This is a genomic window from Bacillus sp. C-3-6, from assembly GCF_054509685.1.
In genome coordinates this window covers 2,865,800-2,881,571 of record NZ_CM137247.1, presented here as the reverse complement: position 1 = coordinate 2,881,571, position 15,772 = coordinate 2,865,800, and the positions used below count along the sequence as shown (strand labels likewise).

Annotated in this window: 11 protein-coding genes; 10 read left to right on the top strand and 1 reads right to left on the bottom strand. The window is 33.6% G+C overall.

Annotated elements, in window-relative coordinates:
* Window positions 1-110: 110 nt before the first annotated feature.
* The 8 genes from ACW0JX_RS14840 (at window position 111) to colA (ending at window position 10,914) form a co-directional block, all read left to right on the top strand.
* Window positions 111-1,043: an AAA family ATPase gene (locus ACW0JX_RS14840; protein WP_459244863.1), complete on the top strand. Its 933-nt coding sequence runs from the start codon at window positions 111-113 to the stop codon at window positions 1,041-1,043.
* Entirely contained in the window at window positions 1,040-2,149 is a 1,110-nt protein-coding gene (locus ACW0JX_RS14835) for a DUF58 domain-containing protein (RefSeq protein ID WP_095690643.1), read from the top strand. The genes ACW0JX_RS14840 and ACW0JX_RS14835 overlap by 4 nt, the downstream gene beginning before the upstream one ends.
* A gap of 15 nt (window positions 2,150-2,164) precedes the next feature.
* Window positions 2,165-2,899 carry a signal peptidase II gene (locus ACW0JX_RS14830; protein ID WP_141241026.1) on the top strand — a complete coding sequence of 245 codons (735 nt, stop codon included), beginning with the start codon at window positions 2,165-2,167 and terminating at the stop codon, window positions 2,897-2,899.
* 193 nt (window positions 2,900-3,092) lie between these two features.
* On the top strand, window positions 3,093-3,599 hold the full coding sequence (locus ACW0JX_RS14825) for a DUF3902 family protein (RefSeq protein WP_000843829.1): 507 nt from the start codon (window positions 3,093-3,095) through the stop codon (window positions 3,597-3,599).
* 258 nt (window positions 3,600-3,857) lie between these two features.
* Window positions 3,858-5,024 carry a serine hydrolase domain-containing protein gene (locus ACW0JX_RS14820; RefSeq protein WP_459244862.1) on the top strand — a complete coding sequence of 389 codons (1,167 nt, stop codon included), beginning with the start codon at window positions 3,858-3,860 and terminating at the stop codon, window positions 5,022-5,024.
* A 369-nt stretch (window positions 5,025-5,393) separates the two neighbouring features.
* Complete coding sequence (locus ACW0JX_RS14815; RefSeq protein ID WP_053564129.1) at window positions 5,394-7,148, top strand: adenine deaminase C-terminal domain-containing protein; 1,755 nt, start codon at window positions 5,394-5,396, stop codon at window positions 7,146-7,148.
* A 112-nt stretch (window positions 7,149-7,260) separates the two neighbouring features.
* On the top strand, window positions 7,261-7,773 hold the full coding sequence (locus ACW0JX_RS14810) for a hypothetical protein (protein ID WP_098976370.1): 513 nt from the start codon (window positions 7,261-7,263) through the stop codon (window positions 7,771-7,773).
* 504 nt (window positions 7,774-8,277) lie between these two features.
* Complete coding sequence (gene colA, locus ACW0JX_RS14805; RefSeq protein ID WP_095690646.1) at window positions 8,278-10,914, top strand: collagenase ColA; 2,637 nt, start codon at window positions 8,278-8,280, stop codon at window positions 10,912-10,914.
* Between the two features lie 218 nt (window positions 10,915-11,132).
* Here the strand turns inward: colA and ACW0JX_RS14800 are convergent, their stop codons facing one another.
* Window positions 11,133-12,512, bottom strand: coding sequence for a catalase (locus ACW0JX_RS14800; protein WP_000344192.1), 1,380 nt, complete (start codon window positions 12,510-12,512; stop codon window positions 11,133-11,135).
* Between the two features lie 301 nt (window positions 12,513-12,813).
* Here ACW0JX_RS14800 and ACW0JX_RS14795 point away from each other — a divergent pair, with 301 nt between their 5' ends.
* Together ACW0JX_RS14795 and ACW0JX_RS14790 are read left to right on the top strand one after the other, a co-directional pair.
* Window positions 12,814-14,031 carry an aspartate aminotransferase family protein gene (locus tag ACW0JX_RS14795; protein WP_053564132.1) on the top strand — a complete coding sequence of 406 codons (1,218 nt, stop codon included), beginning with the start codon at window positions 12,814-12,816 and terminating at the stop codon, window positions 14,029-14,031.
* A 246-nt stretch (window positions 14,032-14,277) separates the two neighbouring features.
* Window positions 14,278-15,735 (top strand): MFS transporter, encoded by a 1,458-nt coding sequence (locus tag ACW0JX_RS14790; protein ID WP_001186932.1) that lies wholly within the window; start codon window positions 14,278-14,280, stop codon window positions 15,733-15,735.
* Window positions 15,736-15,772: the final 37 nt, after the last annotated feature.

Here is a 15,772-nt window from a genome sequence, read left to right as displayed (position 1 = left end):
GTCATCTTTTTTATTTTTACAGGAATATATTTACTTTTATCAGCATGTGTTATAATTTGGAAAAAAATAATTCTTAATTTTCTGAATAAGCGAAGACGGGGGATAAATATATGAACATTTTAAAGAAAATCACTAATAATATTTCGAAAGTTATTATAGGAAAAGATGAATCCATAGAACTTGCAGCCATTGCTCTAATAGCAAAAGGACATATTTTATTAGAAGATGTACCGGGGACAGGAAAAACAACACTAGCGAAAAGTTTGGCTAAAAGCGTGGACGCAAAATTTCAAAGAATACAATTTACAGCGGATACTTTGCCCGGAGATGTTATTGGTCTTGAATATTTTAATGTGAAGGAATCGGATTTTAAAACGAGGTTAGGTCCTATTTTTGCAAATATAGTATTAGTGGATGAAATTAATCGGGCTGTACCGAGAACACAATCTTCGTTACTCGAAGTTATGGAAGAGCGTACTGTTACAATTGCGAAACAGACGCATTTATTACCAGAACCTTTTTTAGTAATTGCAACGCAAAATCCTCTTGAATCTGCTGGTACATTTCCTTTACCTGATGCTCAATTAGACCGATTTTTACTTACGATTCGCCAAGGTTATCCTACGAGAGAAGCTGAAAAGGAAATGATGAATCGGTTTCAAACGAATGATCCGTTAGAAACATTACACTCTATTATTTCAAGTGAAGAAATTATTATGATGCAAAAACGTGCAAGAGAAGTGTTAGTAGGAAATGATGTGCAAGATTATCTTCTTGAAATTATTGAGGCAACGCGTAAGCATGAGCTAATTGAAATTGGTGTAAGTCCGCGGGGGACGTTGGCATTTATGAGAGCGATTCAAGCACGGGCTATATTAAATGAAAGAGATTACTGTACGCCAGATGATATAAAGATACTTGCTGCATCTATATGCGCTCATCGTTTAACGTTGACAATTGAAGGGGAGATGAAAACAACAAAAGAACAAATCATGAAAGAAATTCTTCATACGATTAATGTGCCGGTGGAGAATGTACGATGAATCAACAACTTGTGTATACACCTTTAGCGGAGCCTTTCGTAATAGGAGTTATGTCAGTTGTAGCCGTTATTTTAAGTGTATTTTCAAGTAATCTACTCATATTATCTCTCGTATTTTTATATGTAATTTTAATAGGTGCTATGCATGTTTATATACGTAAAGTATCTCGTGTTAACTGGGAATACGATCAAGGAAATTCGAATGTTTTTATCGGTGAAACGAACAGGTGCAAAATAAAAATTTCAAACAAATCAATTTTCCCTATTTTTAATGTTGTATTCCGATTTAAATGTGAAAATAAGATAACTTGGAATCATGATGAAATAAATAAAAATAATAGTACAGGTTCAAATTATTATATGAATTTTAATTTAAAAGGAAGAGAGTCAGTTTCATTTGATTTACAAGCTGTGGCATTAAAAAGAGGCATTGCGAAATGGGAAGAGGTTGAAATTGTTATTACTGATCTCTTTGGATTTATAACGAACCATATCACATATAAACAAGTTGATACGCCCTCCTATTTAGTCTTACCAGCTGTTCCGAAAATACAAGTTCCTGAATTACAAGAATGGTCACGAGGATTTCGAAAAGCGATGTCATCACCCTTATATGATGAAACGAAAGTAATGGGAGTAAAGTCTTATAAAAATGAAGATTTTCGTTCTATCCACTGGAGTGCAACAGCGAAAACAGGGACGATAACTGCGAAAAAGTACGAGCGAACGCAATCAGATAAATACGCGATTTACCTCAACTTGCAAAATAAAAGCGGTATTTCTTTGCGAAATGATACAGAGGAACTAATTGAATTAACAGCAGGTATATGCAAACAACTTCTTATGCAAAACTGTTCGTTTGAAGTATGGATCAATAGTGTAAAAGATAACGGTTTGCTACATATAAAAAATGGGGATAATCGGAAACATTTGCAAAATATATTAAAAGTACTTGCCTCAATATCGGACCAAGATACTCCTGTATCTTCCACTTATTTTTACACAGCAGGCTTTCGTCGAAAAGAATTGGATGCAGTTCCTTTAATTCTTGGTACTTCCCCAAGGAAATACACCAGAACGAATAAATGGGTTGTAATTAAAGAATAAGAAGGGGTTTATGTCATGGTTAATAAAGAGAGACATATGGAAGTAAAGTTGTGGAGTGTTAGAGTATTAATACTACTTTTCTTTACGGTTAGTGCGATAACGTTTTCACAAGGTGTTGTGCATGTACAAGACATAGTAAAAGGGCTTTTTTCTAGTAAGACGGAGACAATATCAGAAAGAAATTATGATTTTACTAGTGTAGACTCACAGTTTGATGAACCTGAAAGAATTATAGATGAAGAAACAGGAGTTGTAGATACAAGAACAAAAATAGATAGGAAAATTCCACTTTTTGTACGAAAAAATTCATGGACTGATGTGTTTTCTGTTCTTTCAAATTCATGGATTAGTGTCGTTTTTTATGTAATTATTGCAGTGGTTATTCTATATGTTTTTTATAAATTAATGAGGAAAAAGGTAACGAAATCAGAAATACAACAGGATAAACAATCGATAACAAAAGAAAACACGGATAGAACTGAAAAGAACAAGAAAGTGAAGCATCAGTTTGAACAGCCGTTACCGACAGATACGATAAGAAAAACGTTAGTTGAATGGGAAAGAACATTACCATTTCATGAACAGAGAAGATCCTATGAAACGATGCAACAGTGGTTAAAAAGAATTAGTAGAACGAGAAATATTACTTCGCTATATGAGTCTGTTCGTTATGGTGAAAAGACGTATACGGAGTTAGATGTGGAAAAAATAATGAAGTGGGTAGAGGGAGATGGGAAGGTGGATATGTAAATATCCACCTTTACTTTTTAGTATAGAAATTTGATTATCATGAATCATTTTCAAATATAAAACTGCCTTCAAATAAGAAAATGAAATTAACTGTAAATTAACTTTATTTACTTATACTTCATTATATGTTAACCTATACTTAATTTTTATAAATTATAATTAATTTTTGATTTTTTAAGGGTGTGAAAATGTAATGAAATCGGTATTAAAAAGCATACTTATTTCCTTTGTTTTTTCAGCAGTAGGTATGTGTTGGTTGCTGTTCTTATTATTTCAAGGGGACGGTGATTGGTTATTATCTTGGATAGGCGTATTAATGTCATATTTATCTTTATATACTTTAATAGATTTATACTGTAAAAATACATACGATAAAAAATTAAATAAATGGCTTATAAAAACAGCGGTGACTAGCTTTAGTTTTGCAGTATTAGGAATCTCATTTTGCATCATACATGAGCTATTAACACCATGGAGTCTTAGTTTAATGGTGTGGTATTGGTTGCTAATGTTAGTATTATTTTTAACGACTATAATATCATTAATCAGTTTAGTATTTGTTAATCGTAAAAATCACAATTTCACCGTTGGATATAGAATGCTCATACTTCTAAATGTATTTCTTACATTAGGACCAGTATTATGGCCGTTATTACTTTCTATTATTGGAAATGGTATGAATGCTAGTGCAGGCTGGTAAAAAGGAATTTAGATTAGTTGTGTAAAGAATAGGATGAAAAGCTGATATAGAATTTTAAATGTTTATGAGAACATGTTTACATAAAAAGTGAAAACATGTTCTCTTTTTATTTGCATGCATAACTCTACCTCAGTTTACCCTATTTAAATTTAAACGTAAGTATTTTGTAAGGAATGAATAAGAAAAAAGAGAGGTTTATCGTATAGGATGAAAGTATAGCTTGAATCAATACGATATTAATAGAGGAGAGAAAGCCTTATGAAAACACGTAATCAAATTAAGTTGGCAAGTTTAGCAGTTTTATTAGCGGGTACTACTCTATTTACACCTGGTTTTACTGTGAAAGCAGAGTCTACTCAAAATATTTCTAATTCGTCACAAGAACCTAATCAAAAGAATCGGAATGGATGGAAACAAGTAATGCAGGAAACAATACAAATTGGGGCACCAGGGGTATTAGCTAAGACGTCTAATAAAGGGAAAGTTAATAGTTATACTGCTGGCGTGGCGGATTTAATTACAAAGAAACCGGTGAAATCGGATTTTCGCTTTCGGATTGGTAGTGTGACGAAAACTTTTACCGCCACTACTGTTCTTCAATTAGTAGGAGAAAATCGCGTACAACTTGACGATCCAATTGAAAAGTGGCTGCCGGGTCTCGTGCAAGGAAATGGGTATGATGGAAATCAAATTACGATACGACAACTTTTGAATCATACGAGTGGTATCGCTGAATATTTAAAGTCAAAAGACGCTGACGTAATGAATTCGAAAAAAACGTATACAGCAGAAGAAATAGTGAAAATAGGCCTTTCTCTGCCTCCAGATTTCTCGCCGGGCAAAGACTGGTTGTATTCAAACACAGGATATGTAATATTGGGAATGCTTATTGAAAAAATAACTGGTAATAGTTATGCGGAAGAAATTGAAAAGCGAATTATTGAACCTCTGGACTTGCCAAATACGTTTTTACCAGGAAATTCACCCGTCATCCCAGGAAAGAATCATGCTCGTGGATATGTGAAAATGGAAGAAACAGGCGAGTTGAAAGACATTACGTATTATAATCCGAGTTTAGCTAATGCAGCTGGAGATATGATTTCTAATGCGGATGATTTAAACAAATTCTTTTCATCTTTACTCGGTGGTAAGTTACTGAAGGAACGCGAGCTAAAAGAAATGTTTACTACAGTTCCTGTAGAAGGAAAAGGGGTTGGGGATGGATATGGTCTTGGAATCTATGAGACTAAACTTCCAAATGGTGTCTCAGTATGGGGGCACGGAGGATCAATTCCTGGGTTTATGACTTTTGCTGGTGGAGTAATTGGAGGCAAGCATACATTTGCTGTCAATGTTAATTCTTTAGGTCCGGTTGATATTCTTACACAGTTTGATAAAATGATGCAAGTTGAATTTAATAAATAGATGAAGAAAAAGCGAATAGGTTTCTGCAATAGCTGTAAATAAAAGAGATGCTTTTTAAATTTCACAAATAAGGACAGTATTAACATTCATAATATGGTATTAAGTATATGTAGAACATAAATATGATACAAGTGTATTTCAAAGTGCAATTCAATCTTATAGTTTAGTTTAAAAAAGATGTCAGTTGCATGACATCCTTTTTGTTGTGGGACAAAGAGGTGTTGTTTGTTTTGAAAATTGTTATTTTTGAGAGTGTTCCATATAATGAGAAGTATAGGGGCTATACAGGGGAGTTATGAATGGATAATACTTTAGTTTGTTAATTATTTTGTTTTAATAAAAAAGTAAATTGATTTGGAGTGAAATACATTGGGACAAAATCAGTTTAGATGGAGTAACAAGCAATTACGAGAACATGTTGAAATAATAGACGGTACAAGAAGTCCACACAAATTATTAAAGAATGCAACATACTTAAATTCCTATATACGTGAATGGATGCAAGCAAATATTTGGATTTATGATGACCGTATTATATATGTAGGAGAAAAGTTGCCAGAGCAACTATATAAATGTGAAGTCATTGATTGTGATGGAAAGTATGTCGTTCCCAGTTACATAGAACCGCATGCACATCCATATCAGTTGTATAACCCAGAGACGCTAGCAAATCATGCGATGCAATTTGGGACAACGACTTTTATTAATGATAATTTAACTCTATTTTTCACATTAAAACGTGAAGAATCATTTCGTTTATTAGAGGAATTTAAAAAGATTCCAGCTACTATGTATTGGTGGTGCCGTTTTGATGGACAGACTGAATTGCAAAACGGGGAATCTTTGTTTAATAGTAAAGAAATAATAGAATGGCTGAAACAAGAAGCTGTTCTTCAAGGTGGGGAGTTAACAGCATGGCCAAAATTATTACATGGTGATGATGAAATGTTAACTTGGGTGCAGGAAACGAAGCGATTGCAGAAGAAAGTAGAAGGCCATTTTCCGGGTGCATCTGAAACGACTTTAGCGAAGTTAAAACTGTTAGGTACAGATTGTGATCATGAAGCGATGACAGGGCAGGAAGCTTTCACTCGTCTTATGCAAGGTTACACCGTTTCTCTTAGAAATTCTTCCATTAGACCGGATTTAGAAGTTTTATTAAAAGAATTGTTGGAATTAGGCGTGAAACAGTTTGATAGATTTATACTTACTACAGACGGCTCACATCCTTCGTTTTATGAAAATGGAATGACAAACGTAATGATTTCTACCGCGATAAAACAAGGAGTGCCAGTAATAGATGCATACCATATGGCAAGTTATAATATTGCTCGCTATTATAATATGGAACATGTACATGGTTCGATTGCGACAGGTAGAATTGCTAATATCAATATTTTAGAAAGTAAAGAAAACCCAGTACCAATTAGTGTCCTTGCAAAGGGGAAATGGGTGAAGCGTGACGGTGTAAATACGCATGAAGCATTACATATAGACTGGAGTAAATATAAAGTAACTCCATTATCATTAGATTGGTCAATAGAAAAAGAGGATATGATTTTCTCTAATAAAACGGGGATACACTTATTAAATAACGTTATTACAAAACCATATACTAGTGAAATCAATATAGACTGTGATGAATTATCCACAGATCATGATGAATGCTTCCTCATGATGATTGCTCGTGATGGTACTTGGCGAGTAAATACAGTTGTAAAAGGTTTTGCGAAAGAATTAGGTGGTCTTGCTAGTTCTTATTCCGGCACAGGTGATATGATTCTCATTGGAAAAAGTAAAGAAGATATGCTTACAGCTTTTCGTAGAGTAAAAGAGCTCGGTGGTGGAATGGTCGTAGCAGAAAACAATGAAGTGTTACACGAAATAGCATTACCATTGCTCGGGATTATGTCTAATTTAAAAATGAGTGAATTAATACAGGAAGAGAAACAGATGGTGAAATTACTACAAGAGCGTGGCTACGCGTATGATGATCCAGCATTTACAATTTTATTCTTTTCTGCGACGCACTTGCCTTTTATACGAGTAACACCTATAGGATTATATGATGTAAAAAGTAGTAAGGTACTGGCTTCGCCGGTGAATTTAATAAAGCAATATTAAAAGGAAAGGCCCTATAATAGTCTAAATTATAGGGCCTTTTATATTATTAGTATAAGAATATTGTAAGCCTCAAATGATATAGTATCTAAATCATTTGAGGTGATATGTAAATATGAAAAAAATATTTTACATTTTAAGCATATTTATTCTGTGTGTATCGATACAACACGTTGTACATTCCCAATCAGATGCACCAAGGTTATCTTCGGATTGTCTCGAAGAAAGAAAAGTTCGAGATGAAAAGTATGTGAAGAATAAAATACAGGACATTAAATCCACATTTAATTTAAATATTGATGAACATAGTTTTTGGGAAGTAAGTAAAAGAGATCTGGAGGCTGCCCATTTGATGTATGGTGGAAAGGAAAATGATTCTTATTATAATTCGCTAACTAAAATTTATGATAGTGGTGGATTTAGCGAACAGCCCAGCTTATTTGTGAGGGCGCGAGAAGCATTTTTACTTTATAAAGAAAAAGATAATATCAATGTAATGAAACGCCTAAAACTAGACGTTGAAAAAGGGGAATGGCTCGTTATAAAAACGAAAAAGAAGAAAGGGAAAAAAGTGAAATTCAAGCCTTTGCAATGTGAAAAAGATTATATGAAAAAGAGAAATGAATAACAAAATACGTATTCATGCTGTTTTTATTCAATGATATTTTGCTGTTGATTTGAAATAGAAAAAGGTAAACGAACATATTAGCTTTATGGAATATGATTGTTTACCTTTTTTTGAGAGATTTAAAAATTGGGGATGTTTTTAGTTGGAAATTATGTACTGGCTAATGAACTTATAACATTCAATGAATTTGTTCTTCATAAACATTAGATTTTGTGTCAAATGATTTATACATTGCCGAACCACCTATGTATATTTTATTCTACAGTATTTATAAAAGAATATTGGCCATGCATAAGAAATATGATTGGCACAGTTTTTGCTTGTATTACATGTAAGGAAGGGAGATTGTATGTAAGGAATCTGTACTCGTAATAGTATAAAACAAGCTACTATTGCATTATTAATCATAGTTGTATTTATAGCGGAACTGTAAATACATACAAATAAGTAGGTTTTCGGTTTAAAAATTCTGAATTTTCTTTTAAATTATTAGGGGGCAATGGTATGGTTAAATATTCGAAAATTTCTAAGTGGATTCTTGGTGTTGGACTAGTGACAATAACATGTAATGGTTTGCAAATTCAAGCAGAGACAAAAGAGAAAAATGTGAAGAACGTATTACAAATGGAGCCGGTAGGAATACAGAAATCTGTTGATGAATTGGCGCACCCTTCAAAAGTACAAGAAAATGCATCTTTTACAAAACGGTTAAAATTAGCGGATTTATCGCAGCGTCCACTAGCACTAAACGATAATATTAAACCGTTAGCTGAAGAAAAAAAGTATTCAATGGCTGAGTTAAATCAATTAAATAATAAACAATTAACTGATCTTCTTGTGACAATTAAATGGTATCAAATTCCAGAATTATTTCAGTTTAATAGTGATAGTCTTAAATTCTATCAAGATGATAGTCGAATGCAAGCAATTATTAATAAACTAGCAGAACAAGGACAAGCTTATACGAAAGATGATTCAAAAGGGATTGAAACATTAGTAGAAGCTCTACGTGCAGCATTTTATTTAGGTTTTTACCATGATGAATTAAGCAAACTAAATGAGCGTAGCTACCATGATAAATGTTTACCAGCTTTAAAAACAATTGCAAAAAATCCAAATTTCAAACTTGGTACATCAGAACAAAATAAAGTAATTGCATCATATGGAAAATTAATTGGAAATGCATCAGCAGATGTTGAAACGGTTTTATATGCAGGTGAAATTTTTAAACAATATAATGATAATCTTGCAACTTTCATTGAAGACAGAACAAAAGGAGACGCTATATATGAGTTGATGAAGGGAATTGACTTTGATATTCAGACGGATATGTACACGACTGGAAAAGAGCCAAAAGATACGATGTGGTTTCGAAATATTGATAACTTTATTAATGAAGTAAATCGTTTTGCACTACTTGGTACAGTAACAAATAAAAACGGATGGTTAATTAATAATGGGATTTACTATGCTGGACGATTGGGCAAGCTTCATAGCACGCCGACAAAAGGACAACAAGTTGTTACAGATGCAATGCGAATTTATCCATATTTAGGAGAGCAATACTTTGTTGCGGCAGAACAAATTACTACAAATTATGGAGGAATAGATGCGAACGGAAAAACTGTAAATTTAGATCAAATTCGAGAAGAGGGTAAAAAGAAATATTTACCGAAAACGTATACGTTTGATGATGGAGCAATTGTCTTTAAAGCTGGGGATAAAGTTAGCGAAGAGAAAATTAAACGTCTATACTGGGCGGCAAAAGAAGTGCGTTCTCAATTTTATCGTACAGTTGGTAGCGATAAACCACTTGAAAGTGGACATGCTGATGATGTGTTAACGATGGTTATTTATAATAGCCCAGATGAGTATCAATTTAATCGTCAACTGTACGGATATGAAACGAATAATGGTGGGATTTATATTGAAGGGACAGGGACTTTCTTTACATATGAACGTACACCAGAGCAAAGTATTTATAGTTTGGAAGAATTATTCCGCCATGAATTTACGCACTACTTACAGGGAAGGTACGAAGTTCAGGGATTATGGGGACAAGGAGAAATGTATCAAAATGAACGTTTAACATGGTTTGAAGAAGGAAACGCAGAGTTCTTTGCAGGTGCAACGCGATTAGATAGTGTAGTACCGCGAAAAAGTATAATTGGTGGGTTATCTAATGATCCTGCAAAACGTTATACAGCATCACAAACATTAAATGCGAAATATGGAACGTGGGATTTTTATAATTATTCGTTTGCGCTGCAATCATATATGTATAATAAGCGCCCTGAAATGTTCGATAAAGTGCATGATTTGATTCGCGCAAATGATGTTTCAAGTTACGATGCATACCGTGCTACATTAAGCAAAGATAATAAGTTAAATGAAGAATATCAATCTTATATGCAAATGCTTATTGATAATCGCGATAAGTATACAATTCCACAAGTATCAGATGAGTATTTAACTCAGCATGATCCAAAATCGCTTTCCGACATTACTTCAGATATTACAAATGAAGCGAAATTAAAAGATGTGAAAGTAACAAAGAATAAATCACAATTCTTTAATACATTTACACTACAGGGGACATATACAGGAAGTGCGGCTAAAGGAGAAGTTGAGGACTGGAAAGTGATGAATGAAGCAACAAATGATATGTTGAAACGTCTTTCAGGAAAAGAGTGGACTGGATATAAAACATTGACTGCTTATTTTGTAAATTACCGTGTAAATAATGCTGGGCAATATGAATATGATGTTGTGTTTAGCGGAGTGAATACGGAAGAAGGTACGGCTGTAGAAAAAGAACCAAATAATTCATTTGAAACAGCAAACCCACTATCTTTGAATATTTTGTTAAGAGGAACCTTGAGTGATCAAGATCAGGGGGATAAATTTGTTATTGATGTAAAGGATCAAAAAGATTTACAAATTTCTGTTACGAACGAACAAAATCTTGGACTGAACTGGGTATTATATTCTGAATCAGATCTAAATAATTATGTAGCTTATGCAACAAAACGTGATGGAAACAAATTGCTTGGAAATTATAATGCAAAGCCAGGGAAATATTACTTAAGTGTATATAAGTATGGTGGTGGAACAGGGAATTATACGGTCCAAGTAAAATAGTTTACTATAATTTATTTTGAAAGGAAACTTATTGCATTTTTTAGCAAAATAAAGTATGTAATGTTAAAAATTAAACTATATCAATATATCCCTGTTCTAATTATAGAACAGGGATATATTGGCTTTATATTTTTAAATTAAATAATCTCATTGGATTTTGACAAGAAAATAATTAATATAGATTTGAATTCTCATTCGTAAAGAATACTTTAATCTTCTTAATGCTCTTTCATTTCTGTCTCAATGCTTGTTTTCAAATCAGTTGATACTTGATTGAAATACCCCAAAACGATCTCCCTAATATCATCGGATATAACTTTCAAATCACTAGCTAAGTTCTCAGCGAGATGTTCTTTTTCTATCGGTTTTAACTTCGTATAAAATTCACCAGCCTGCGTAAAGTCATTCTGTTTTGTTATAGAAGTTCTTTCAAGTTTACCTTCAACGTACCTTCCATCACCGCTTGTAATTTGATTAGCGGGTGTCCAATCTTGCTGTTGGTTAATCGTTAATTTGCGAAATTCGGGACCAATTCTTCTTCTTTGTGAATCACTGTAAATGTTAGCGCGCCCTTGCAGCATTTTATCATCTGATAGTTCTGCACCATCCAGTAAATTAGAAGGGGAGAATGCGACTTTCTCTACTTGTTCCATAAAATTTTCAGGATTTTTATTTAATACCATTTTCCCGACTGGTATGAGAGGATACGCCTGTTCATCCCATACTTTTGTGTCATCTAAAGGATCATAAGATAGGTAAGCTTCATCTTTCGGATCCATGAGCTGGACGTATAAACCATACTCCACTGGTTTACCATTTTCAATAGCATCATATAAATCTTTCCCGCTATAATCAGGATTTTCAGCAGCTAGTTTAATTGCTTCTTTATTAGTAATGTACTGTACACCTTCAAATGGGTACCAATGATACTTTACATACTTTCGATTACCTTCCGCATTTCTCCATACATATGTATTAACACTATGTCCTGGAATGTGGCGAAGACTTTTGGCCGTACCATTATTAGAGTATAAACGGACAACAAAATGAATAGATTCAGGTGCTTTAGCGACAAAATTCCAAAATCTATTAGGGTCTATTAAGTTATTTTTAGGTGAAGGCAATAATGCTTGAATCGTTTCAGGGAAACGCATTGGGTCACGAACAGAAAAAACAGGAATGTGATTACATAAAAGGTCAAAAATTCCTTCTTTTGTATAAAATTTTGTAGAAAAACCGCGTACATTTCTAGCAGTATCCGGTGTTCCTTTTGTACTAACAGCTAACGAAAATCGCACCATAACAGGAACTTTCTCATTAGAATTTTGTAAAAAACTTAATTTAGTATGTTCAGACATCGAATATATCGTTTGAAAATAACCGAACGCACCAAATCCTTTTACATGAACAGGTCTTTCTAAAATTTTTTCATGAATAAATTCTTGTAATGACTCATGCAGTACACTATCTTGCTCTAGTACGGGTCCACGTGAACCAACTGTTTGAGAGTGAAGTTTAGCTTGTTCATTACGTTCGTCATTTTCATTAAAGTCTTTCCCTAGTATAGATTGCCCCTGTTTATCATAGTTTTCATCCATCGATATAGCCTCCAAATCTTTTTTGTCCATTGTTACTAAATATGATTCTATAGCCTTAATTATGTATGACACGCACAGTTCAAAGCAGTAACATACCGCTAGATGAAAAAAACACATATGTAGTGGACCTGTTGAAATAGAAGAAATTATGGAAAAATGAATATCGGGAAGAGAAAGCACACGTTTTACTAAAAAGGTGGAAGAAAACCACTATTAAAATTTCAATCTTAAAACTTAATTTATAAACGATTATATAGAGAATGAACGTTAAAAAAGGGAAAATAACTAGGAGGAATTTAATATGTCGGATTGGTTTCAATTAGATAAAGAATATATGATGTCTACATATTGTCGTACAGAGGTTGCAATGGAAAAAGGAGAAGGGTGTAAACTGTATGATGTAGATGGTAAAGAGTATTTAGATTTATTTTCTGGCGTAGGAGTAAATGTATTAGGATACAATCATCCTAAAATTGTACAAATGACAATGGAGCAAGTTGCGAAATCGTTGCATTTACCGTTTCATTTTTTAAACCCAGTTGCAATTGAGTATGCAAAGAAATTAGTAGATTGTACTTTAAAAAGCGGAAAAGTCTTTTTTACAAACTCTGGTACGGAAGCGACAGAAACGACATTAAAATTAATTGATAAATATAGATTTATTGCGAATGAAGAGCGTGATGGAGTAGTTGTGTTAAAAGATAGTTTTCACGGGAGAACGTTAGGGGCACTGCATTTTACGAGACAAGAAAAGGTATATCAAAATTTCCCTAAAACATCTATTCCTGTATATGAAGTAGAGCGCGAGAATATAGACCAATTAGAAGAAACCATTATTAAAGAAAATCCAATTGCAATTATGCTAGAGCCTGTTTTAGGTAGCGGGGGGATTTATCCTTTATCAAATGAATATTTACATGGTGTTCAAAATTTATGTGAAAAATATAATGTACTTCTTGTCGTTGATGAAGTTCAAAGTGGTATGGGTCGAACGGGAAAATTATTTGCTTATCAAAATTTTAATATCACACCGGACATTATTCAAATTGGTAAAGGAGCAGGAGGCGGGATACCGCTAGGAGGAATTATTGTAGGTGAAAGGTTATGTGATGTATTTTCACCAGGAGATCACGGGACAACATTTGCTCATTCATCAATGGGAACAGCTTTAGGTTTAACTGTATTAAATACATTACTTGATGATGGGTTAATGCAAGAAGCTTATGAAACGTCACTATATTTGAATGACAAACTGCAAGATATTCAGAAAGAAAATGCTTATTATATTCAGGAAGTACGTCATGCGGGGATGATGTTTGGGATAAGTGTGAATGACACGAAAGAAAATGTGAAGAAATTACAGATTGAGTTAATGAATAAAGGGATGTTAGTCGATGTAACACAAGGGAATATTATTCGATTACTTCCGCCGTATATTATTACGAAAGAGGAAATTGACGCATTCACTTATGAGTTTATTTCCTGTATTCATAACATAGCTGCTACAGCAAGTATTTAAAAAAATATAAAAAAATATAAAAAAATATAAAAGCTGAAGAAGGCGCTATTTTAGCGGCTTCTTCAGCTTTTTAAAATAGTAAATTACTTAACCTAGAGAGCATCTCATTGGACAAATAATTAATTATGTGAAACAATAATAACAGATAAGGAGACGTTAATTTTCCTTAAGTGCTTCGAATTAATTTTATTCAATAAGAGAAGGTGTGCTTAAAGAAGTTAAATTAAAAAGGAGCTGTTTTATTATATGCAACAAAATAATGATTTAAATTTTGAACCTCAAGACGTTAATATTGTCAATCCTAAACAAGCCAGGAAAGCAGTAATTGCTACTGGTATAGGAAACGCAATGGAGTGGTTTGACTTCGGATTATACGCGTATTTAGCGGTTATCTTAAGTCAATTATTCTTCTCAGGTGTTGATAATAGTGGATTGCAACTTGTACTTACATTCGGTACATTTGCAGCAGCCTTTCTCGTTCGACCAATCGGAGGTGTATTCTTTGGTAGAATAGGAGATAAGTACGGCCGAAAAATCGTGTTAAGTACTACTATTATTTTAATGGCACTTTCTACATTATTCATCGCATTACTACCAACCTATGAACAAATTGGTGTATGGGCACCAATACTACTTTTAGTTGCCCGAATGATTCAAGGCTTCTCTACAGGCGGCGAATATTCAGGAGCAATGGTTTATATCGCAGAATCTTCTCCAGATAAAAAGCGTGGTATACTCGGTAGTGGTCTTGAAATTGGAACACTCTCAGGTTACATTGCTGCATCGGTAATTGTTACCATTTTGACGTTATTGTTAACAGATGAGCAAATGCTCAGCTGGGGATGGCGTATTCCGTTCTTAGTAGCTGCACCAATTGGTTTGGTCGGTTTATACTTACGCCGTCATCTAGATGAATCTCCAATCTTTGAAGAGATGGAAAAAGCACAAGAGGAATCTGAAGACAATGAACAATTTTCATTTATGGATATTATTAAATATCACAAAAAAGACTTCTTATTAAGCACAGTAATTGTCGCCTTCTTTAATATTACGAATTATATGATTCTTTCGTATATTCCTTCTTATCTAACTCAAGTACTTAAAGTCAAAGAAACAACGGGCTTATTAATTATTTCTATTACGATGGCACTTATGATTCCACTAGCACTATATTTCGGTAAATTAAGTGATAAAATTGGTAATAAACGCGTCGTGCAAATTGGTTTACTTGGTTTAACTGTATTTGCAATTCCAGCATTTTTACTAATAGGTAACGGACATATTGCAGCTATATTTGCAGGTATTTTCGTACTAGGTTTCTTCTTAAGTGTATATGAAGGAACATTACCTTCATTATTACCATCACTCTTTTTCACTGATGTACGTTATCGAGCACTTTCGATTTCATTTAATATTTCTGTATCGATATTCGGTGGAACAACACCGCTCGTATGTTCATACTTAGTTCATGCAACTGGTAACCCGCTTGCGCCAGCATTTTATTTGACGGGTGTAAGTATTATTGGATTAGTTGTATTTAGTGTATTATTTGTTACGACTTCAGGGCGTGCGCTAAAAGGTTCATATCCTACAGTAGAAACGAAAAAAGAAGCACACCTAATCGCTAAAGAAGACCCTGAAGAAACACTTTGGTGGCATGAAGAGTCATTAGAAATTGAAGCAGGGAAGAATGCTTCAATTTAAAAAGCAACGTAGAAGTATAAAAAGACTCCTATGAATA